Annotated in this window: 18 protein-coding genes and 1 tRNA gene; 9 read left to right on the forward strand and 10 right to left on the reverse strand. The window is 65.4% G+C overall.

The genetic code is table 11. The annotated features are described in order from the left end of the window. Nucleotides 1-29: 29 nt before the first annotated feature. The 3 genes from ggt to AC0MRV_RS14090 are packed head-to-tail and all read right to left on the reverse strand — an operon-like array spanning nt 30 to nt 3,915. On the reverse strand, nt 30-1,760 hold the full coding sequence (gene ggt, locus AC0MRV_RS14080; protein ID WP_472765125.1) for a gamma-glutamyltransferase: 1,731 nt from the start codon (nt 1,758-1,760) through the stop codon (nt 30-32). Between the two features lie 48 nt (nt 1,761-1,808). Then, a complete protein-coding gene (locus tag AC0MRV_RS14085) occupies nt 1,809-3,230 on the reverse strand; it encodes a PQQ-dependent sugar dehydrogenase (RefSeq protein WP_472765126.1) in 1,422 nt (473 codons plus the stop codon). A gap of 16 nt (nt 3,231-3,246) precedes the next feature. Further along, on the reverse strand, nt 3,247-3,915 hold the full coding sequence (locus AC0MRV_RS14090) for a bifunctional 4-hydroxy-2-oxoglutarate aldolase/2-dehydro-3-deoxy-phosphogluconate aldolase (RefSeq protein WP_472765127.1): 669 nt from the start codon (nt 3,913-3,915) through the stop codon (nt 3,247-3,249). A 115-nt stretch (nt 3,916-4,030) separates the two neighbouring features. Here AC0MRV_RS14090 and AC0MRV_RS14095 point away from each other — a divergent pair. Then, a tRNA-Leu gene (locus AC0MRV_RS14095) sits at nt 4,031-4,115 on the forward strand. A gap of 77 nt (nt 4,116-4,192) precedes the next feature. On the opposite strand, the gene AC0MRV_RS14100 is transcribed toward AC0MRV_RS14095, so the two are convergent. From AC0MRV_RS14100 to AC0MRV_RS14110, 3 genes are all read right to left on the reverse strand, one after another. After that, nucleotides 4,193-4,465, reverse strand: coding sequence for a LysR family transcriptional regulator (locus AC0MRV_RS14100; protein WP_472765128.1), 273 nt, complete (start codon nt 4,463-4,465; stop codon nt 4,193-4,195). Between the two features lie 163 nt (nt 4,466-4,628). Beyond that, nucleotides 4,629-5,270 (reverse strand): sulfite oxidase-like oxidoreductase, encoded by a 642-nt coding sequence (locus tag AC0MRV_RS14105; protein WP_472765129.1) that lies wholly within the window; start codon nt 5,268-5,270, stop codon nt 4,629-4,631. Between the two features lie 45 nt (nt 5,271-5,315). Then, a complete protein-coding gene (locus AC0MRV_RS14110) occupies nt 5,316-5,861 on the reverse strand; it encodes a hypothetical protein (RefSeq protein WP_472765130.1) in 546 nt (181 codons plus the stop codon). A gap of 40 nt (nt 5,862-5,901) precedes the next feature. Between AC0MRV_RS14110 and hrpA the strand changes: the two genes are divergently transcribed. Further along, nucleotides 5,902-9,894: an ATP-dependent RNA helicase HrpA gene (gene hrpA, locus AC0MRV_RS14115; RefSeq protein ID WP_472765131.1), complete on the forward strand. Its 3,993-nt coding sequence runs from the start codon at nt 5,902-5,904 to the stop codon at nt 9,892-9,894. A gap of 54 nt (nt 9,895-9,948) precedes the next feature. Beyond that, nucleotides 9,949-10,563, forward strand: coding sequence for a hypothetical protein (locus AC0MRV_RS14120; RefSeq protein WP_472765132.1), 615 nt, complete (start codon nt 9,949-9,951; stop codon nt 10,561-10,563). A 3-nt stretch (nt 10,564-10,566) separates the two neighbouring features. On the opposite strand, the gene AC0MRV_RS14125 is transcribed toward AC0MRV_RS14120, so the two are convergent. Both AC0MRV_RS14125 and AC0MRV_RS14130 read right to left on the reverse strand, forming a co-directional pair. Then, the gene (locus AC0MRV_RS14125) at nt 10,567-11,370 is read right to left on the reverse strand and encodes an ABC transporter ATP-binding protein (protein ID WP_472765133.1); all 804 of its coding nucleotides are present in this window, start codon (nt 11,368-11,370) and stop codon (nt 10,567-10,569) included. Continuing rightward, nucleotides 11,357-13,081: a hypothetical protein gene (locus AC0MRV_RS14130; RefSeq protein ID WP_472765134.1), complete on the reverse strand. Its 1,725-nt coding sequence runs from the start codon at nt 13,079-13,081 to the stop codon at nt 11,357-11,359. Before AC0MRV_RS14130 ends, AC0MRV_RS14125 begins: the two co-directional genes overlap by 14 nt. A 101-nt stretch (nt 13,082-13,182) precedes the next feature. On the opposite strand from AC0MRV_RS14130, the gene AC0MRV_RS14135 reads away from it, so the two are divergent. After that, complete coding sequence (locus AC0MRV_RS14135; RefSeq protein WP_472765135.1) at nt 13,183-14,688, forward strand: endonuclease/exonuclease/phosphatase family protein; 1,506 nt, start codon at nt 13,183-13,185, stop codon at nt 14,686-14,688. Next, nucleotides 14,685-15,047 (forward strand): arsenate reductase family protein, encoded by a 363-nt coding sequence (locus AC0MRV_RS14140; protein ID WP_472765136.1) that lies wholly within the window; start codon nt 14,685-14,687, stop codon nt 15,045-15,047. Before AC0MRV_RS14135 ends, AC0MRV_RS14140 begins: the two co-directional genes overlap by 4 nt. Before the next feature lie 86 nt (nt 15,048-15,133). Here AC0MRV_RS14140 and msrB read toward each other — a convergent pair whose 3' ends face one another. After that, a complete protein-coding gene (msrB, locus tag AC0MRV_RS14145) occupies nt 15,134-15,634 on the reverse strand; it encodes a peptide-methionine (R)-S-oxide reductase MsrB (RefSeq protein ID WP_472765137.1) in 501 nt (166 codons plus the stop codon). Between the two features lie 145 nt (nt 15,635-15,779). On the opposite strand from msrB, the gene AC0MRV_RS14150 reads away from it, so the two are divergent. Genes AC0MRV_RS14150 through AC0MRV_RS14160 form a run of 3 tightly spaced genes read left to right on the forward strand, consistent with a single transcriptional unit; the run spans nt 15,780 to nt 19,105 of the window. Then, nucleotides 15,780-16,730 carry a DUF4097 family beta strand repeat-containing protein gene (locus AC0MRV_RS14150; RefSeq protein WP_472765138.1) on the forward strand — a complete coding sequence of 317 codons (951 nt, stop codon included), beginning with the start codon at nt 15,780-15,782 and terminating at the stop codon, nt 16,728-16,730. Nucleotides 16,731-16,786: 56 nt separating this feature from the next. Then, a complete protein-coding gene (locus tag AC0MRV_RS14155; RefSeq protein WP_472765139.1) occupies nt 16,787-18,292 on the forward strand; it encodes a hypothetical protein in 1,506 nt (501 codons plus the stop codon). Nucleotides 18,293-18,298: 6 nt separating this feature from the next. Further along, complete coding sequence (locus tag AC0MRV_RS14160) at nt 18,299-19,105, forward strand: TatD family hydrolase (RefSeq protein ID WP_472765140.1); 807 nt, start codon at nt 18,299-18,301, stop codon at nt 19,103-19,105. Between the two features lie 51 nt (nt 19,106-19,156). Here AC0MRV_RS14160 and AC0MRV_RS14165 read toward each other — a convergent pair whose 3' ends face one another. Beyond that, nucleotides 19,157-19,459, reverse strand: coding sequence for an HPr family phosphocarrier protein (locus AC0MRV_RS14165; RefSeq protein WP_472765141.1), 303 nt, complete (start codon nt 19,457-19,459; stop codon nt 19,157-19,159). Between the two features lie 74 nt (nt 19,460-19,533). Here AC0MRV_RS14165 and kdsB point away from each other — a divergent pair, with 74 nt between their 5' ends. Beyond that, complete coding sequence (gene kdsB / locus AC0MRV_RS14170; protein ID WP_472765142.1) at nt 19,534-20,280, forward strand: 3-deoxy-manno-octulosonate cytidylyltransferase; 747 nt, start codon at nt 19,534-19,536, stop codon at nt 20,278-20,280. The last annotated feature ends 16 nt before the right edge of the window (nt 20,281-20,296 follow it).

Genomic DNA, 20,296 nt, shown 5'->3' on the forward strand with positions numbered 1-20,296 from the left:
AATGCGCCGAAAGTTAACTGAAGCGGGGATTAGAAACCCGCCGGCGCGGCGTCGGCACTGCGCCGATCGCTGACGCCCAGGAGGAGGCCTGAGGCTGCGTCCACCATGATGCTTTCGGCATCGCCCCAGTAACGGGCGGCGCGGTCGCTCTCGTTGCGATAGAGTTTTCGGAGGGCGAGCGAGTGGCCCATCGCCTCGAGGGCATCGAGCGTGTCGGGCGACGCGAGAAAGGGTTCGTGGTAAATTTGATCCGGTTGCCACTGGTGGTGAAACCGGGGGGCGTCGACGGCGAGGGTGAGCGGCAGTTGATGATCAATGACGTTGAGGCAGACCTGCAGCACCGTGGTGATGATCGTCGGACCGCCAGGGGAACCGGTGACGAGGCAGGGCGTGCCGTTGCGCAGCACGATGGTCGGTGTCATCGACGAAAGCGGGCGTTTGCCGGGCGCGATGGCGTTGGCCTCGCTTTGCAGCAGACCGAACATGTTACGCACGCCGACTTTGCTGGTGAAGTCGTCCATTTCGTTGTTGAGCAGCACCCCGGTGCCGACGGCGGTGACGCCGTTGCCGTAGAGACCGTTGAGCGTGTAGGTGCAGGAGGCGACGTTGCCGGCCGCATCGACCGCGGCGAAGTGGGTGGTCTCGGTGGACTCGTGCCCGGCGATTGGCGCGGGGGCGAGCTCGTCACTGGGCGTGGCGTGCCGGAGGTCGATGCTGGCGCGGTGGTGGGCGATGGTGGCGGGCGACAACAACTCGGCCTGCGGCACCGGGTGAAAGTCGGGATCGCCGAGGAATTCCGCGCGGTCCCGAAAGGCGCGTCGCATGGCCTCGGTCACCAGATGGAGGTAGGCGGTTGAATGCAGGCCGAGTCCCCGCAGGTCGTGGGGTTCCAACAGGGCGAACATCTGCGCAAGGGCGATGCCGCCCGAGCTCGGCGGCGGCATGGTCACGAATTCATAGTCCCGATACGTGAAACGAATGGGCTCGCGTTCGACCGGGGTATACGCGGCCAGGTCGGCCGCGGTGATCAGGCCGCCGCCGATCGCTTGGTCGGCCGCGATGAGCGCGGCGGTCTCGCCCTCGTAGAACTCACGCGGACCGTGCTCCTGCAAGCGGGCAAGGGTGGCGGCGAGTTCGGGTTGGCGGAAAATCTCGCCGGCGGCATAGGGTCGTCCGTCGCGCAGGAAGATGCGGCGGGATTCGGCGTTGGCGGAGAGGAGCTCGGTGCTCGCGACCAGATCCTGGGCGAGGGCCGGGCTGGCCTCAAAGCCGTTGGCGGCGAGACGGCGGGCGGGTTCCAGGACGGCGGCCCAACTGACTTTGCCGGAGCCGAAGCGCGCCCAGGCGTGACCGAGGCCGGCGACGGTGCCGGGCACGCCGTTCGCGAGGTAACCGTGGGTCGAGGCGAGCGGGATCACGTTGCCCTCGGCATCGAGGTAGAGGTCACGGTGGGCGCTGGCCGGTGCGACCTCGCGAAAGTCGAGGGCGACCGATTCGCCGGAGGCCGTTTGCACGATCATGAAACCGCCACCGCCGAGGTTGCCGGCGCGCGGGTAGGTCACCGCCAGGGCGAAGCCGGTGGCCACGGCGGCATCGATGGCGTTGCCTCCCTGCCGCATGATCTCAACGCCGGCGGCGGAGGCCAGATGGTGAGCCGAGACGAGCATGCCCTGCTCGCCCTCGACGGCGGAACGCTGGGCGGACGCGACCCACTGCAGACAGAGAATGCAGGCAAGGATGGATCGCTGAACGAGGGGCATAGGGGAAAGTCAGTTTGTCACGTCGGACGTGACAAGTGGAAGGTGGTGTCAGTCCGCGGGGACGAGGCGGATGATGCGGTGGGGGTTGTTGAGGGCGACGTAGATCGTGCCGTCGGGCGCGCTGACGACGTCGCGGCAGCGGCCGAAGTCCTGGAGGAGGATTTCCTGGTCGACGACCTGGCCGTCCTCGATGACGACGCGGCGCAGGTGCTGTTGGGCGAGGGCGGTGACGAGCAGGTTGCCGGTCCAGGCGGGGAAGCGGTCGCCTGCGTAGAAGTCGATGCCGCACACGGCGATGGAGGGCGTCCAGTGGGTGATTGGCTGCTCGAGACCGGGCGCGGCGGTGCGATCGGTGATGGGCGTGCCGTTGTAGTTCATGCCGTAGGTGATGAGCGGCCAGCCGTAGTTGAGACCCGGTTCGATGAGGTTCAGCTCGTCGCCGCCACGGGGGCCGTGTTCGGTGGCCCACAGGTGGCCGGTGCGGGGATCAAAATCGAGGCCCTGTGGATTGCGGTGGCCGTAACTCCAGTTGGAAGGGATGGCGGTCGGGTCGTTGGCGAAGGGGTTGTCGCTTGGCACGCTGCCGTCGGCATTCAGGCGGTGGATCTTTCCGTTGGGGCGCCCGAGGTCCTGGGCATGGTCGCGGGCGCCGCGATCGCCGATGGAGAAGTAGATGTGCCCGGTATCATCAAAGGCGATACGGCTGCCGTAGTGCGGTCCTCCGGGCTGGCGGTAGAGCTCAACGTCGGCCGCGAAGATCACCTCCTCGTCGACCCAGACACCGTCCCGCACGCGGCCGCGCACGACCTTGGTGAAGCTCACGTTGTCACCGGCCGCATTGACCTGCGGGTCACTGAAGCTGAGGTAGAGCCATCCGTTGGTCACGTAGTCGGGATGCGGCGCGACGTCGAGCAAGCCGGCCTGACCACTGGGATCGACCCAGGGTGTGTCCATGATCGGCGCCGACAGTTCTCCGTCGCGATAGAAGCGCAGCGTGCCGGGTTTCTCGGTGATGAGCAGCGTGCCGTCGGGCAGCCAGTTGAGGGCCCAAGGTTGGTCGACGGCCTCGGTGACCGTCTCAATTCGAAAGGCGTGGTCGCGGGTGCGCAGCACGAGGTCGGAGGCAGGCGTCGGCAGGGTTTCGCGGTTGCGTTGGTAGCCGGCGCGACGTTCGCGGATGTAGACGACCAGCGAGCGGATTTCGGCGGCGTTGAACACGCTTTCCCAGGCCGGCATGCCCTTGTCGAGGTTGCCTTGGGCGATCTGTCGCGCGATGTCGGCGTCGGTCCCGCCGTGGGCCCACTCATCGTCCAACATGGAGGGCGCGCTGCCGCCTTCGAGATTCACTCCGTGGCAGTTGGCGCAGTATTGGCCGTAGATATCGGCGGCGTTGCGCGGTTGACTGCAACCGGTGGTGGTGATGACGACGAGGAGGCACGCCGACGCGGCGCAGCGGTGGAGGTTCAGCATAACGATCGAGCGGACTTCAGGGGGCGTTCGCGTCGACCGACCGGCCGACGGCTGTGAGCAAGGAGCGCGCTTGGTCGGCTAAATCAAATTCGGTGTGCGATCGGCTGCGGCCGCGTTCGTCGATGGTAAAGCCGAGTCCACTGGCGACAAACACGGCGTCGGCCCCGCAGGCCAGGAAGTCGCCGATGTTCCCGGCGTTGACGCCACCAACGGGAAAGAGTCGCGCGGTGGGAAAACGTTCCCGGGTTTCGCGCACGTGGGTGGGGCCGAAGCGGTCGCGGGAGGGGTAGAGTTTCACGGCGTCGGCGCCGGCTTCGATGGCGGCTTCCACTTCCTCGGCGGAGTGCGCGCCGCAGATGACGGGCACATGGTGGCGGCGGCAAAGCAGGATCACCTCGGGTCGCAGGGCGGGGGTGCTGATGAAGCGGGCGCCGGCGAGGATGGCGCGACGAGCGGTGTCGGTATCGATGACGGTGCCGATCCCCAGAGTGAGTTCCGGCAGGCGCGGGGCGACGGCGGCGAGGAAATCCGGCACGGCCGGGCAGGTGAGGGGAAGCTCGAGGAGACGGACGCCGCCTTCGAGCAGGGTCGTGCCGAGGTCGTGCAGCGCAGCGGCCGAGTCGGCGCGGGCCAGGGCGATGAGGCGTTGTGCTTGAATTCGCTCGAGAACCGCTTGCTTGGACATCGGCAGCGACGTTGGCGGCCCCGGCGAGGGGATGAAAGCCGGAATGCTTGGCGAAGGACGAAATCAGGGCTTGCCAAGGTGCAGCGGGCGTCGTGTCTTCCTCGTCCTTCCTCCTGCCCAGGTGGTGGAATTGGTAGACACGCAGGTCTCAGAAGCCTGTGCCGCGAGGCGTGCTGGTTCGAGTCCAGTCTTGGGCACCATTTTGAAAAGCCTCCTTACTCAAACGAGTGGGGAGGCTTTTTACGTTCCGAGTCGGTTGCGCGGGCGCGAAACCGGATCACCTCACGTAGAGGGCGAGGTCGTTGCGGGCCTCCTGCATCTCGTTGAGGATGCGGTGGGCGTGGTTGAGCAATTCCTTGCCGGGCGGAGTAAGGCGGATCTTGCGACCGCGGCGGTCGACGAGGCGTAACTGCAACTCGTCCTCCAATGATTTGATCGAGTGGCTGACGGCGGACTGGGTCACGTTCAGTTCTTTCGCCGCGAGCGTGAAGCTGCCCACTCGGACCAAGGTCACGAAGGCTAAGAGTTTTCGGCTATCGAGGATCGGCATGTGGTTCAAGTTGGTGTCGACCCCTCGCATGGGTGGTCTCGGAGCTGCGAAGCAGCAGCAACCGAGCCAGAATTTTAACTAATACTGGAAAAATGCCCTCGTGCCGGGCTTTTTCCCGGCGCCGCGCGCGGAAGGTGCGATCCGGAGTGATTCGAACGACGGATCAGGCGTAGCGATCCTCGGTCCAGGGGTCGGCCGTGTTCGAATAACCCCGCACCTCCCAGAACCCCAGTTTGTCCTCGGGCAGGAAGTGGACGCCTTTGACGAATTTTGCCCCCTTCCACGCATAGAGTTTGGGAATGATTACCCGCACCGGTGCACCGTGTTCGCGGGTGAGGGGAGCGCCGTCAAAGTGGGTGGCCAGCAACACGTCGTCGTCGAGGCAGGCTTCGAGCGGGACATTGGTCGAATAGCCGTCGTAGCCGGTGAAATACACGAAGCGCGCCGACTCGCGCGGCTGCACGTGCTCGTAGAGGGCGGTGAACGGCACGCCCGTCCAGCGGCAGTCGTAACGGCTCCAGGTGGTGACGCAGTGAAAGTCGCTGACGTCCTCGACCTGCGGCAGTCCATTGAACTGCTCCCAATCGAGCTGCACCGGACGCTCGACTTCGCCGTCCACGGTGAGCGACCACTCGTTGAGCGGAAGCTCCGGCTGGATGCCCAGATCGAGCACTGGAAAATTTGAGGTCAGTTTCTGCCCGGGCGGCAGACGATCAGCCGACGGTGCGGCGCGGGGGCGCACCCCGCGGGCGATTTGTTTTTGGGCCCAGGCTTCCTTGGCGGCGATGAAACGCTCTTTCGACATGGGGCGAGACCGTAGAGGCGAAATGACGCCGTGCAAGTGTGGTGCTTAGTGCCGCGCGATCTCTGGCAGGGCCGCTTCCAGCACCCGGCGCTTACGGTGATAGTAGAGCGCCAAACCGCCTTGGTAGGCGAGCGAGACGAAGATCACGATCACGCCCGACGAAATGCCGATCAAGCGGTAGTAGCCGGGCAACTCCTCCTCGGTTAAGCCGGCTTCGAGCAGTTGGTTTTCGTTCCACTCGCGGTAAGACTCCGGGATCTGCGCGCGGTAAGCCTCCGCATCGAAGGTTTCCAGCATCCAGGCCGAGTAAGCGATGACGACGGCCAGCAGGAACAGTTCGCCGTATTTCATCCACGCGGTGCCGGTGCTCCGGCCGGTGGCGAGCAGGGAGGCCCCGTGCCACTCGCAGGCCCCCGCCCCAAAGGCCAGTGCGCCGGCGATGGCGGCGGCGCCGTGATGTTGCAGGGCGGCGAGCAGGGCGAAGAAACCGGATACAAACATCAACATGCGACCATGGGTCGACGCGAGCCGCACGACGCGGAATGCGACTTCGATCGGGAGGGGAGGAGGTTTCGGGGACTTGCCAGCCATGGTGCGAGGGACGTTCACTTTGCGTTTCCGCCTCGTCGCTGTGCCAGACCAAAAGCCATTTCCCTTCCGTTTGGAGTTTCCCCCCGAGTTGCCCATCAGCGCCCGGGCGGGGGAGATCGTGGATGCCCTGCGCGACAATCAGGTCGTCATCCTGGCTGGTGAAACGGGCTCGGGCAAAACCACCCAGATCCCGAAACTCTGCCTGGCGGCCGGCGCCGGCGAGAAAGGCCGCATCGCCTGCACTCAACCGCGCCGCGTGGCCGCGCTCTCCGTTTCGCGTCGGGTGGCCGAGGAAATGGGCGTCAAATGGGGCCGGGAGGTCGGCTGCAAGGTGCGTTTCAGTGACCAGACTTCGCGTGATACCCGGGTGAAGTTCATGACCGACGGCATGCTGCTGGCCGAGGTGCAGGGCGACCCGCAGTTGCGCGACTACGATACCGTCATCATCGACGAGGCGCACGAGCGCTCGCTCAACATCGACTTTCTGCTGGGGCATCTTCGCCAACTGCGTTTCCAGCGCCCCGAGCTGCGCATCGTCATCACTTCGGCGACGATCGACACGGCGGCCTTCAGCAAAGCCTTTGACGACGCGCCGGTCATCGAGGTGTCGGGCCGCACTTTCCCGGTGGAGGTGGTCTACGCCCCGCTCGACGAACTCGGCAGCGACGAGGCCGAGGGCGATGAACCGACCGCCCGCGCGGAGGCCCTGCACTACATTGACGGCGCGGTCGAATCGATCGCGCGCGTGCTCGATACCACCACCGCGGGCGATGTGTTGGTGTTCATGCCGGCGGAGCGGGATATCCGCGAAACCATTGATCTGCTCAGCGGTTCGCGCGCGGCGCGAGGCTGTGAACTCATCCCTCTCTTCGGCCGGCTGTCCAACGCCGAGCAGCAGCGGGTGTTTGCCCCGACAGCGCGACGGCGCGTGATTGTGGCGACCAACATCGCCGAGACTTCGCTCACGCTGCCGGGCATTCGCTTTGTGATTGATACCGGCCTGGCGCGCGTCAGCCGCTACGCCCCGCAGGCCCGCACACGGCGTCTGCCGATCGAGGCGGTGGCCCGCTCCAGTGCGGATCAACGCAAGGGTCGCGCCGGTCGCGTGGCGGAGGGGGTCTGCATCCGGCTGTATTCGGAGAAAGACTACGAGGAGCGCCTGCGCTTCGCCCAACCGGAGATCCAGCGGGCCAATCTCGCGGACGTGATCCTGCGCATGAAGGCCTTCGGGCTCGGTGACATTGAACGCTTTCCCTTCATCAACATGCCGGCGACCAAGGCGGTGCGCGCCGGTTACGCCCTGCTGGATGAACTGCACGCCTTCGACGAGGCGGAGACCGCGGGCGAGCGGCGCCTGAGCGAAATCGGCCGTGAGCTGGCGCGGCTGCCGGTGGACCCGACGGTGGGGCGCATGATCCTGCAGGCACGCCGCGAGAAGGCGCTGCGCGAAGTGATCATCATCGCGGCCGGCTTGAGTGTGCAGGACCCGCGCGAGCGACCGCTCGACAAACAGCAGGCGGCGGATCAGGCGCACCGGCGCTTCACCCATCGCGATTCCGATTTCCTCACCTTGTTGGCGATCTGGGAGGCCCTGCACGACGAGTTCGAGCGTCTGTCGCAGGCGAAGATGCGGCGCTGGTGCCACACGCATTTTTTGAGTTACACCCGCATGCGCGAGTGGCGCGATATTCACGCGCAGTTGGTCGACACGCTGAAGGAGCGGCGGGACTTCGAAATGAACTCGGTGTGGGACGGCACCGAAGGTCCGGCGGACATCGGCGAGTTGCGTTTTGAACAACCGGCCTACCGGGCGATTCATCGCAGCATTCTCGCGGGTTTGTTGGGCAACATCGCGGCGCGTGATGAGGAGAAGGGCGGTTACAAGGCGACGCACGATCGCCGGGTGACGATTTTCCCCGGCTCGGGCCTGTTTGTGAAAGAGGAGCGCGCGCGCGGCGGCGGCAAACCCAAGGCCAAGCCAACCGACGGGGCGCGCGGTCCGCGTTGGATCATGTCGGCGGAGATCGTGGAAACCTCGCGGCTCTACGCGCGCACCTGCGCCCGACTGGACCCGCGGTGGGCGCTGGACCTCGGCGCGCACCTGTTGAAGGTCGCCCACAGCGAGCCGTTCTGGGACGAAGAAAAGGGGCGGGTGATGGTGCGGCAGCGCACGCGACTTTACGGACTGGAGATCGAAAGCCGCGCGGTCGGTTACGGGAAGGTGGATCCGGAGCACGCGACGGAGTTGTTCATCCGCGAAGCCTTGGTGAACGATACGATCAAATGGCCTTTCGATTTTCTGGCGCACAATCGAGCGGTGCGGGCCGACCTGCAGAGCCAGCTCACGCGGGCCCGTCACGGGGGCGCGATGAACCTCGATGAGGCGGTGTATCGGTTTTATGAACACGCGCTGATCGAGCGGGAGTTCTACGTGTCGGCGGTGGGCGAATTGATCGCGCTGGTGCGGGAGCGGAAGGGCCGCGAGCCGCGGTTTCTCGAGTTTGACGCGGCGGACCTGCGACCGCCGGAGGACGCGAAAGTCGACGCGGCCGACTACCCGGTGAGTGTGCCGCTCAACAACGCGGTGCTGCCGCTCCACTATGTCTACAAACCGGGGCAGGCGGATGATGGCGTGACGCTGGAGGTTGATGTGGCGCGCGCCGGAGAGCTGACCCCGGCGGATCTGGACTGGGCGGTGCCCGGCCACCTGGCGGCCAAGGTGGAGCACTACCTCAAAGGCTTGCCCAAGGAACTGCGGCGGGCGGTCACGCCGCTGGCCGCGACGGCCGCCACGATGGTGCCGCAATTGGCTTCTCGGGATCGCTTGACCGGTCGCCGTGAGACCGTGGCCGAGGCCGTGGCGGCGCTGCTGGGGGAGCGCTTTCAGTTGCAGGTGAAACCCGCGGTGTGGGACGACCGTCCGCTGCCGGATCACTTGCGGGTGCGGGTGCAGGTGGTCGACGAGAACGGCGAGGCGGTCGCCGCTTCACGCGAGTTGAGCGAGATTGAGGCGGCCTTGGCAGATCGTCGGGTGCACGCCAGTCGGTCTGTGGGGCGGGAGGCTCCGGGATTGTGGAAGCAGGCGCGAGCTGATTGGGAAGAAGGGCCGCTGGAGGACTGGCCCTCGCGCGACATCCCCGACGAAGTGCAGATTGGGGAACAGGCGGGCGTCCCGGTGGTGGCGTATCCGGTTTTTTTATCCACGGCGGAAGGGCTCATGCTGCGCCTGCACCGGAACGCCGAAGACGCGGCCGCCCGCCGGACGGCGGGTTTGCGAGCGATGCTGGCGCAGGGCCTGCGTTACGAGTTTGCCTGGCTGGAAAAAGATCTGCGCGCGCTGCGCGCGGTGGGGCCATTGGCGGCGAGTTTTGTCGCGTTCGAGACCTTGCAGGCCGACGCGCAGGCGAGCATCGAACGATGGTTCACTGATCCCGGACGTCTACCGACGACAGACGGTATGCGAACAAAGGATCAGTTTGAGCAGTTGATCGCCGCGAGTAAGCGCGAGATACGTCCGCTGGTGCCGCGATTCATCGACACGGTGCGCGAGATTCTCGAGACGCGGCAGGCGGCGTTGGTGCACGCGACGCCGTATCCGCGGATGCGGGAGGAAGTGGAGGCGCTGGTGGGGCCGCGTTTTCTGCGCGAGATCCCGTATCGGCAGTTGGAGCACGTGTCGCGCTACCTGCAGGCGAAGCTTTTCCGGGCAGATCGCTGGCTGCAGCATCAAGCCAAGGACGAGCAGCGAGCCCGTGAAATCGCGGCGTTGGAGCGGCGCGTCACCCCGCCGGTGCGATGGCTGTTGGAAGAATACCGCGTGAGCGTGTTTGCGCAGCACCTGGGCACGGCGGTGCCGGTCTCGGCCAAGAAGATCGAGCAGGCGCTGGCGGGGACCGTGGACGTGGTCGAGCCGGTTGCCGCGAAGCCCAAACCGAAGCCCTTGCCCATCACGCCCCTGCCCGGAAAAACCAAGCAGAAGCCACTGAAAAGTCTGAACGCGTTGGGCGGTTTGTTCGGTGGGAATTCGCGCTGAGCGCGCATGGCGGAAGGTTGACGCGCTCCCGGTCGGTCGCATCGTCGCGGGGCAATGAACCCCTGTCGCCCGCTGGCGAGTATCCTGATCCTCACTACGCTCCTGCAGTCCGGTTGCACCGTGTTGCGGCTCGCGAAGGCGGCTACGTCGCCGGTCGGGCTGGCGAGCGAGGTCGTCGTGCAAAGCAGCAAGGTGGCGGCCAAGTCGGTCGGAACCACCGGTAAGGTGGCGGGTGGTGCGGTCGCCGGTGCCGGCCGCGTCGCGGTTTCGGGCATGCGTTCAAGTTCGAGGGTATCGGCGGCTTCCGTCGATGGGGCCGGTCGCGTGTCGGCGGCGGGAGTGAGCAGCACCACGAAAGTGGCGGCGGCCACGGTGGACGCAGCCGGCACCCTGAGCGCGGCGTCCATTCGTTCGCTGAGCCGTTTGTCGGCGGCGGGCATGGTCACGGTGGTCGACATTTCCACCGGCACGGTCGTGCGGGTGCCGTGGCGCCCGGGCCTGAGTATCTATGGCACGAGTGTGATGGGCAAAGTGGCGGTCGCGGAACGTGCGCTCGCGATCGTGCGGGGCGGGCGCTTGGTTTACCAGACGGCCAAGGCCTTGGCGGCCGCGCGCAGTCTGCCGGTGCAGCCCGGCGACGTGCTGCGCCTGGCCGACTACCTGGGCTGAGATTCAGGCCAGGGAAAGTCGCCAATCGTCGCCGCGGCGGCGGACCTTCACGGGGGAACCGAAGGCCGCGCTCAGGTTGGCGGAGTTAAGGGTCTCGTGCAGCGGGCCGGCGGCGATGCGGCGTCCGCGCGAGAGGAGCAGCGCGTGGGTGAAACCCGGTGTGATTTCCTCCACGTGGTGGGTGACCAGCACGATCGACGGCGCGGCGGCTTCGCGCATGAAGCCGGCGATGCTTTGCAGAAACGAGGCGCGCGCCACCGGATCGAGTCCGGCGCAGGGTTCGTCGAGGATGAGCAACTTGGGCCGCGCGGCGAGGGCGCGGGCGATGAGCACGCGCTGGCGTTCGCCTTGCGAGAGGTAGGCCCACTCGCGGTCGATGATTTCCCGGGCACCGAGTTGGCGGAGCAGGGTGCGGGCGGCGCGCACGTCGGCTGGGGTGGCCTTGCCCCAGAAATCGAGTTGATCGTAGCGACCGCTGATGACGGTTTCGATCGCAGGTTCGGCGCCGGGGATGTGGGGCTGCAGCGAGGCGGACACGAGACCGATATCGCGGCGAATTTCGCGCCAATCGGTTTCGCCGTAGACGGCGCCCAACAACGCGATGTCGCCGGCGGTGGGAGTGAGAAACCCGGTGAGCGCGCGCAGGAGCGAGGTTTTCCCGCAACCGTTGGGGCCCATGATGACCCAGTGCTCTCCGGGGCGCACCGTCCAGGCGACGTCCTTGAGCAGAGTCTTGCGGCCACGTTGTAGCGTGAGACCGGAAACTTGGAGTAGGGAGCGGGCGGCGTCGGCGTCAGTCGGCGTCATACACCTCGATCAAACCGATCCCAGTGGTGTTGGCCACGCCGGAAAGCTGCACGGAATAGGAACCGGGCTGCAAGGTGACGATCATCGCCGCATCGGCGCTGCCGGCGGTGATGGCAAAGGCGCCCACGCGGTCGGCGGTGGCGGTCACGGCGGAGGCGTTCCAATCGTCATTGGTGCCAATGGAAGTGGAGACGCCGTTTTGTGAACGGAACAGTTCGATCTGCGGATCCAGCAAGGCGCCGGGCACATCGTATTCTGCCAAGGCCGCGCCGATGCCGCGAATGAGCAGGGTTTTCTCGCCGGAGCCGGCGATCACAAAACCGGCCACGAGCACGTTCGCGCCGGTGCCGACCTGGGCGCGGGCCGAGATGTTGGTCAGGCGGGGGCCGTTGGCCGAGGTGGGGTAGTCAGTGTCATAGATTTCGGCGATCGCCAGTCCGGTGGCGCCGGTGGCGTCGGTCACTTGCACGCTGTAGGATCCGGGCGCGAGGTCGACGGCGAGGGCAGCGTCGAGGCGCGAGTCGCCGAAGGGGAACGCACCGACCCGCGCGGCGGTGTCGGCGATCGAGTCGGGCCAGTCGTCATTGGAGACTTGTTCTGCGGAGCCGACGAAGATGCCCACGCGGGGGTCGGGCAACACGCCGGGCACGTCGTAGGGAATCAAGGCCGGTCCGACGCCGCGAACGAGCAGCGGCTTCGTGCCGCCCGCGATCGCAAAGCCGGCGGTGAGCGTTTCGGTGCCGGTCCCGGCATGCGTGCGAACCGAGATGTTGGACAAATAGGCAAATGAACCCGGTGTGGGATCGGGCGTCGGGTCTGGATCGGGCGTGGGATCAGGATCGCTTGTCGGTGAAATGAGCCCGAGGTCACGCAACATCGCCAACTCGATTGCGCTGAGGGTGCGGACTCCGGCGCCGACGTCGGTGGCGGCGTTCATGAGCAGCGCGGAGCCATCGGTGTAGGTGTTGTCATCGGTGTGGCTGCCGCTGGAGCCGTCCTGCCAAGGATTGGGTGAGAAGATGGGCACGGGATTGCCGCCATTGGCGGCGACGGCGTAGCTGCCGTTGAAGTAGAGGCCCGGATCGTCGTCGAGCACGCTGACGTTGGCAGTGTTGAAACGGAATTGAGAGTCGATGAAGGGCGTGCCGGTGGCGGTCACGAGAAACTGGTCGAAGGCATACCAACCGTTGGGGTCGCCGACGTTGACTTCGAAGATGCCGTTGCCGGCCGAATCGATGGCGCTCACGAAACCGATGGCGTGCAGCAACTCGTGCATCGCGGTGCTGATGAAGTCGTAGGCATCAGGAGCGACGGAATTGTCGAGGTCCCAGTTGTGAAAAAAGTTCCAGACGACCTCGCCGTCGGCGGCGGAGCCATTGGCGTCGGTGCCGTCGATGATTTTTTGCCCCACGACGGTGTGGGAGAAACCAACGTCTTCGCCCACGCTGTCACTGCCGGCGGAGGCGAGGGTGTCATCGTTGGCGGAGTTGGAGGACACGTCGAAGGTCAGCACGACGGGCGTGGTGACCGTGAGTTGGTCCGACAGCATTTGGGCGGCGGTTTCGAGCGCGGTGCGACGGGAGGCGCCCGAGGTCGGGTCGTTGAAGCCGGTGTTGGTGTCGTTGTAGTTGAAGGCGAACGTGATCTGCGCGGAGGCGACGGTGGGGACGCAGGCCAACAGCAGGGCAGAGAGCAGGCGGAATCGAAGCATGGGGTGGTGGGGTGACGCGCCAGCAACGAGACAGATTATTGCAATCAGGTAAACCTTGGGAATCCGCTCGCGAGCCGGCGCCGCCCGTGCTTGTTGAGCGCATGCTGACTCGTCTCGCTCGCTCTTTGGTGGTGCTCGCCGTTTCCGCGGTGACACTTGGCGCCGCCCAGTCGTTTACGATTGTGGCCTACAATGTGGAGAACCTTCACGACGCCGACGGCGTGGCGGTCTACGATGACTACCAGCCGAACATCTGGACGCCGGCGCACGTGGTCACGAAGGTGCGCAACATCGCGTCGATCCTGCAGCGCTTTCGCAGCGGCGAGGGGCCCGACATCGTGCTCTTTCAGGAGATCGAAATCGATCAGACACCCAACGCCGATGGCGTCGATGCGGCGGCGTTTGTGGCCAGCCAGTCGGGCGTGACCTTGGCCGGGTTGGCGGAGGCCGCGGAGTTACCGGCGGCGTGGCGGGACGCACCGGCCGAGGCGTGGTTGCTGAAGGCGATCGAGGAGGCGGGCATGACCGGTTATCACCTTTATCTCGGCGGTGATGAGCCGTCACCGAAGGACGCGGAAAGTCGCCGTGCGATCAAGTGCGTCACGCTCTCGAAGTTCCCCGCCCGCGAGGTGCACCGCTACGCGATCGATTCGGCCCGCAATATTTTGGAGACCGTGTTCGAGATCGATGGGCACCCACTGCACGTGTTTAACAACCACTGGAAGTCCGGTGCGGGCTCGACCGATCTGGAGCCGATTCGCGTGCAGAACGCGACGGTGCTGCGGCAGAGGGTGGACGCTTTGCTCCAGGATGATCCGAACGCGGACATCGTGATCGGCGGTGATTTCAACGCGCACTACAACCAGAAGGCGGTCTATCCGGAAATGCCGCGCACGGGCATCAATGACGTGTTGGGCGCGGGTGGCAGCGAGGTCGCTTTGCAGGGGGGCAAAGCCACGCTCTACAACCTGTGGTATGAGTTGCCCGCCCCACAGCGAGGCAGCGATGTCTATCGCGGCGAGTGGGGCACGCTCATGAGCCTCATCGTGTCGCGAGGACTCTACAATTGGGACGGCGTGCAATATCAGGACAACTCCTTCCGCGTCGCGCGCCTGCCAGGCGTGAACAGCGATGTCGCGCTCGCGCCGCTGCGTTGGGACAGTGGCGGACCGCGTGGCTCAGGCTACTCGGACCATTTGCCGATCTACGCCCACTTTCGCACGGTGGACGCGAATCGGGCGGACCTGGGCATGCCCTTGGAGCAGCCGTCCGATGAGGAACCCCCGGCCGAGGTCTACAAGGTCAACTATGCCGCGGTGGATCTCAATGCGGCGACCGACCTGAGCGCTTTGCCGGATGACATCGACCTGCGCGACGGCACGTGGAGCGGAAAGCTTTTTCTGGTCGAGGCCCAGTCGATGGTCGATCGCTACGTGAAGGTTCGCGTGCGAGGCGAAGTGTATGATGTCTATGCCCCGAATCGGGCGATCTCGGATGAGCTCAAGGCTCAGCATCAGCGGCACCGCAAGGTAAAGTTCTACGGCGAACTGGGCACCTACAAAGGGAGTTGGCAGTTCGTGGTGCAGGATATCACTTGGGTGCCGTGAAAAAGCCCGTCGTCTACACCTACGCCAAGTGTTCCACCTGCCGCAAAGCCGTGAAATGGCTGGAGGCCAACGGCATCGCGTTTGCCGAAAAAGCGATCCGCGAGACGCCGCCGACGAAGGCCGAGTTGAAGCGAATGCTGGCGTTGCAGAACGGCGAGTTGAAGAAGCTCTTCAACACGTCCGGTGGTGACTACCGCGAACTGCAGCTTGGGCCGAAGCTCGCGACGATGCCCACGGCGGAGGCGATCGACTTGCTCAACGGGAACGGCAACCTGGTGAAACGCCCGTTTCTGCTGACGGACTCGGTCGGGCTGGTCGGTTTCAAAGAGGACGTTTGGGCGGCCGCGCTGGTGGGTTGAGCGGCGCGGCTGACGGCGCGCCCGCGAGCGGGCGGCCTACATTGAGATGACGACCGCGGAATGTAGGCTAGGCGCTTGCGCCCGTTTCACTCGGCCGGCACGAACTTCAGCGCGTCGCCGTTGATGCAGTAGCGCAGGCCGGTCGGGCGCGGGCCGTCTTCAAACACATGGCCGAGGTGCCCGCCGCAGCGCCCGCAGACGTTTTCCGTGCGGATCATGCCGTAACTCAGATCACGTTGGTTGAGGACGTGAGTTTCGTCGACGCGGTCCCAAAAACTGGGCCAACCGGTGCCGGACTCGAACTTGGTGGCGGCGTCGAAGAGCGGCAGGTCGCATCCTGCGCACACAAAGGTGCCGGCGCGCTTCTCCTTCAGCAGCGGACTCGTGAAAGGCCGCTCGGTGCCAGCCTCGCGCAGCACGTAGAATTGCGCGGGGCTCAGACGCTCGCGCCACTCGGCTTCGCTCAGTTTCAGCGGTTCGAAGTCCGCTGCGGCATTTTGAAGGGCAATCGGTTGATCGGATTCGGCGTTGCAGCCGGAAAGAGCCAGCGAAAGAGAAAGAGCGAGCAGGGAAGCAGTAAGGCGCATGTTGGGAAGAGACCGTGGCGATAAAGATATTCCCAACCGCTGACCGCTCAACCGAGGGGTGGGGAAAGTGCTTAGCGGGAGTGGCGAAACAATACCAAGGGCAGGGGACTTGAATTAGGGACTAGGGTGATTACCTTAGTTGATTATGAAAGCTTCGCTGCTCGTTACCCTGTTCGCCTCGCTCTCCTTCGCCAGCCTCGGTGCTGCCGCTGAACGCGTGCAGTCGTTCGTCTGGCCGGTCGGCGATCTACCGCTCCTCAAGCTTGAGACTGCTCGCGGTGCCATCATCGTGGAACGCACCACCCAACAGGGCGAAGTGACCCTGCTCATGCAGGCGTCTTCGAATGCGGAAGAGGCGCAGGAATGGGTGGATTCCATTGAAGTCCAGGCCCACCCCTTCGGCGCGGGTCTGGCCATCAAGCTCAAGGGAGCCTCCTCGGGCGTGGAGTTCACGCTCGGCCGCGAGCCGGAGCGCGACCTGCAACTCACCCTCCGAGTGCCGGCCGAGTGCAGCCTCGACCTCTCCACGCAACTCGGCTCCGTCGAGGTCGCCAATGACCTCAAGGGCTCGATGCGCGTCCGCACTCGGGACGGCAACGTGTTCGTCGGTCGCATCGACGGTTCCGTCTCGGTCGATGCCCTCCGCGGCAACATCACGGTGGCCCGCGCCACCGGCGACCTGAAGGCCAAGACCGGCGTGGGTGACGTGAACATCGGCACCATCCTCGGTCGCGCCGAACTGCAGGCCAAGAACGGCAGCATCGCGGTGATGAGCGCCCAAGGTGACCTCGACGCCGAGGCGGTGCGTGGCGATGTGGCGGCGAGCTTTGGCCGCACGCTGCCGGAAAAGATTTCGCTCAAGGCTTCGGCCGGCGACGTGAACGTCGCGGTCGACCCGCAGGCCGCGCTCCGCGTCGATGCCAAGGCGACCTGGGGCAAGGTGCAGTCGAAGATCGCGGTCCAGCCGACCGGCGACCACGGCAAGCGCCGCCTCGAAGGCATCGTCAATGGCGGTGGTCCGCTGCTCGCGCTGCGCGCCGACGGTGGTGACATCACCATCAACGCGGTCGAGACCTACGACGAATTGTTCTTCTGATTGCAGAACGGCGGAGGTGTTACGAAGGTGTCGGGCTCGACCTGACACCTTTTTTTATGACTCCTTCCGCCGCCTACGACCAACTGCTCGCTCAACTGCAGCGAGCCCACCACCTGAGCTCCATCGACGCCCTGCTGGGCTGGGACGAACAGGTCAACCTGCCGGCCAACAGCGCCGACCAACGCGGCGAACAAATGGCGGTCATGGCGGGGCTGCTGCACGAGGCCAACGGCGACCCGAAGATCGGCGAGGCCCTCGCGATTCTGGAGTCGACAGAAGGCGCCGCCACGCTCGACGAGGCGCAACGTGTCGTGGTCCGCGAGGCTCGGCGCGACTTCGATCGCGTGACGCGCCTGCCGGCCGAGTTCGTGACGGAAAAGGCGCGGCACTCCAGTGCGGCCTACCATGCCTGGACGCGTTGCAAACCCGCCAACGACTTCGCCAGCTACGCGCCCTATCTGGAGAAGCACCTTGAGCTGGCGAAGCGCGAAGCGTCCTACCAAGGGTGGGGCGACCGTGCCTACGACTACGCGATCGATCTGCACGATCCGGGATTCGACGCAGCGACGATCGGGAAGCTCTTCGCGGAACTGAGCGAGGGGCTCGTGCCGCTGGTGCGACGCATTGCGGACTCGCCGGTGAAGGCACAACCGGAGCGGTTGCGGGGCTTTCCCGTGGCTGATCAGCAGGCCTTCCTGCGGAAGGTGACTGAGCGGCTTGGTTTCGACTATCAGCGCGGTCGCATCGACGTTTCGCCGCATCCGTTTTGCTCGGGCAACGGCGCCGATGTGCGCATGACCACCCGTTACTTGGAAGATCTGCCGCTCAGTTCGCTCTTCGGCGCGATCCACGAAACGGGTCACGGGATGTATGAACAGGGCCTGCCGTTGGCGCATCACGCGACGGCGCTTGGTCAGCACGCCGGCATGGGCATGCACGAATCGCAGAGCCGGATGTGGGAGAACCAAGTCGGACGCGGGGCGGCGTTCTGGACCTACTTTGAACCCGCCTTCCGCGAGCGCTTTGGCGCGCAGTTGGAAGGCTTCTCCTCGGCCGACCTGCACCTCGCGATCAATGCGGTCAGCCCGACCCTCATTCGCGTCGAATCCGACGAGATTTATTACAACCTGCACATCATCCTGCGCTTCGAGTTGGAGCAGCGCCTGTTCTCCGGCGAGCTTGCGGTGGCGGATCTCCCGGCCGCGTGGAACGAGCGATGTGAGGCCCTGCTGGGGCAACGTCCGGGCAACGACACCGACGGCGTGTTGCAGGACGTGCACTGGAGCGGCGGCGCGTTCGGTTACTTCCCGAGTTATTGTCTGGGCAACATGATCGCGGCGCAGTTGTGGGACACCGTGCGGGCGGCCAAACCCGGCTTGGAAACCGAGTTCGCACAGGGCGATTTCAGCACGCTGCTGAGGTGGCTGCGCGAAAACGTGCACGCCCATGGCAAGCGTTATCCGGCGCTGGAGCTGGTGCAGCGGGTGACGGGCAAGCCGCTGTCGCCGCAGCCCCTGCTGGCGTATTTGGAAGAGCGATACGCCGGCCTCTATCACGTTTGAACGAGCATGGGCCTGATCGATTCCCACACCCACCTCGACAGTTTCATTCGCCGCGGCGCGCTGGCGGCAACGTTGGCCGGCGCGCGGGCGGCAGACGTGGATGCCCTGGTCACGGTCGGCACCGCGAGCGATGATTGGTCGCTCTACCGCGACACAGCGGCGGCGCATCCGGGCGTGGTGCATTACACCGCAGGGCTGCATCCCTGCTCGGTCGACGAGACTTGGGAGCAGGAGCTGGCGCAGTTACCGGCGTTTTGGCGCGACGGCGTCGGACCACGGCCGGCGGCCTTGGGCGAGTGCGGTCTGGACCGGTTTCATCTGCCAAAGAAAGAACCGGAGCGGGCGGAGCAATTGATGGCCTGGCAAAAGGCGGCGTTCGCGGCGCAGTTGAGTTTGGCCCGCGAAGTCGGTGCGCCGGTCGTGGTGCATTCGCGCGGCGCGTTCACCGAGTGCGTGGAACTGATCGATGCGAGTGGCCTTGATTGGGCGCGCGTCGTGTTTCACTGCTTCGCCGAAGGCCCGGCGGAGATGACGGTGCTGCGCGAGCGCGGCGGGCTGGGTTCCTTCACCGGCATTCTGACTTACAAGAACGCCGAGGCCGTGCGAGAGGCGGCGCACGTGCAGGGCCTGGAGCACCTCATGCTCGAAACCGACGCGCCGTATCTCACGCCGGTCCCGCATCGGGGCAAACCCAACGAGCCGGCCTACGTGCGCCACACGGCCGACTTCGCCGCCGAGTTGTTCGGGGTGAGCTATGCGCGGCTGGCCGAAGTGACGACAGCCAACGCGCGGCGGTTTTACGGACTGGCGTAGGGCGCAAAAAAACCGGGGTCAGCGACCCCGGCTACAGCGATCCAGAACGCCTCAGGCTTCGTCGAACTTGCGGGCGAAAAGGCCCTCGAGTTCGTCGAGCATGGCGGCACCGTCTTCGCCGGTGACGCTGAAGCGCACCTTGGAGCCCTTGCCGGCGGCCAGCATCATGAGCCCCATGATGCTCTTGCCGTTTACTTGCTCGTCATCCTTTTCCACCAGCACGTCGGCTTTGAACTTGTTGGTGACGCGCACAATCATGGCCGCCGGACGGGCGTGAATGCCCATCTTGTTCTGCACCACGAGCTCACGGGAAGCTTGGGCAGAGGAGGATGCGGGATCGGACGTTTCAGACATGAGCGCGACAGGCTCCGGAGCGGTCGGGCGGCTTGCAACTCAAAAACCTGCTACCCAAGCTGCTAGCCTTTTGCATGCCAGATACCGCGATCATCGTTCCCTGCCGTCTCGAATCCACCCGCTTTCCGCGCAAGTTGCTGCACGAGGTGCGAGGGGTGCCGCTCGTCCTGTGGGTCGCGCGTCGCATCGCCAGTGAAGCGCCGGAGTTTCCGCTCTGGTTTGCGGTCGATGATCCCTTGCTGGCGGCACCGCTCGAAGCTGCCGGATTCAAGGCGATCATGACCCGCGCTGATCACCAGAGCGGCACTGATCGGCTGGCGGAGGCCAATCGCACGGTGGGAGCCCAGTTTGTGGTCAACGTGCAGGCCGACGAGCCGTTGGTCACCGGCGAGCAGATCCGCACGCTGGCGCAGCTCGTGCAGGGGCCGGTCGCGATGGCCACGCTGGCAACGCCGTTCAAGCGGGTGGTCGATTTTTACAACGCCAACCAGGTGAAGGTCGTCATGCGCAAAGATGGCCGGGCGCTGTATTTCTCCCGCTCGCGCATGCCATTCCCGCGAGACCTCGGGCTGACGATTGAAGACGACTGGGTGGAGGCGAATCCCTGCCGCAAGCATCTGGGACTTTATGCCTACAAGGCCGAACTGTTGGCCCAGTTCGCCACCTTGCCGCTGGGTGAACTTGAGCAGATCGAGAAGCTGGAACAGCTGCGCGTGCTGGAGAACGGCTACGACATCGCGGTGGGCCTGACCGACGATCCCGGCCTGGGCGTCGACACCCCGGCCGACGCGCAGCGGTTTGAAGACGCTTTGGGCGACTGAACGAAGCCGGGTTGTA

The sequence above is a fragment of the Actomonas spartinae genome, from assembly GCF_051209155.1.
GTDB lineage: Bacteria > Verrucomicrobiota > Verrucomicrobiia > Opitutales > Opitutaceae > Actomonas.

Coding starts and splice junctions, on each gene's coding strand:
- AC0MRV_RS14150 (WP_472765138.1), top strand. CDS start 15,780: ATGAAAGCTTCGCTGCTCGTTACCCTGTTCGCCTCGCTCTCCTTCGCC.
- AC0MRV_RS14135 (WP_472765135.1), top strand. CDS start 13,183: ATGCTGACTCGTCTCGCTCGCTCTTTGGTGGTGCTCGCCGTTTCCGCG.
- AC0MRV_RS14120 (WP_472765132.1), top strand. CDS start 9,949: ATGAACCCCTGTCGCCCGCTGGCGAGTATCCTGATCCTCACTACGCTC.
- AC0MRV_RS14110 (WP_472765130.1), bottom strand. CDS start 5,861: ATGGCTGGCAAGTCCCCGAAACCTCCTCCCCTCCCGATCGAAGTCGCA.
- AC0MRV_RS14105 (WP_472765129.1), bottom strand. CDS start 5,270: ATGTCGAAAGAGCGTTTCATCGCCGCCAAGGAAGCCTGGGCCCAAAAA.
- AC0MRV_RS14155 (WP_472765139.1), top strand. CDS start 16,787: ATGACTCCTTCCGCCGCCTACGACCAACTGCTCGCTCAACTGCAGCGA.
- AC0MRV_RS14085 (WP_472765126.1), bottom strand. CDS start 3,230: ATGCTGAACCTCCACCGCTGCGCCGCGTCGGCGTGCCTCCTCGTCGTC.
- ggt (WP_472765125.1), bottom strand. CDS start 1,760: ATGCCCCTCGTTCAGCGATCCATCCTTGCCTGCATTCTCTGTCTGCAG.
- AC0MRV_RS14090 (WP_472765127.1), bottom strand. CDS start 3,915: ATGTCCAAGCAAGCGGTTCTCGAGCGAATTCAAGCACAACGCCTCATC.
- AC0MRV_RS14130 (WP_472765134.1), bottom strand. CDS start 13,081: ATGCTTCGATTCCGCCTGCTCTCTGCCCTGCTGTTGGCCTGCGTCCCC.
- AC0MRV_RS14125 (WP_472765133.1), bottom strand. CDS start 11,370: ATGACGCCGACTGACGCCGACGCCGCCCGCTCCCTACTCCAAGTTTCC.
- msrB (WP_472765137.1), bottom strand. CDS start 15,634: ATGCGCCTTACTGCTTCCCTGCTCGCTCTTTCTCTTTCGCTGGCTCTT.
- AC0MRV_RS14100 (WP_472765128.1), bottom strand. CDS start 4,465: ATGCCGATCCTCGATAGCCGAAAACTCTTAGCCTTCGTGACCTTGGTC.
- AC0MRV_RS14160 (WP_472765140.1), top strand. CDS start 18,299: ATGGGCCTGATCGATTCCCACACCCACCTCGACAGTTTCATTCGCCGC.
- AC0MRV_RS14165 (WP_472765141.1), bottom strand. CDS start 19,459: ATGTCTGAAACGTCCGATCCCGCATCCTCCTCTGCCCAAGCTTCCCGT.
- kdsB (WP_472765142.1), top strand. CDS start 19,534: ATGCCAGATACCGCGATCATCGTTCCCTGCCGTCTCGAATCCACCCGC.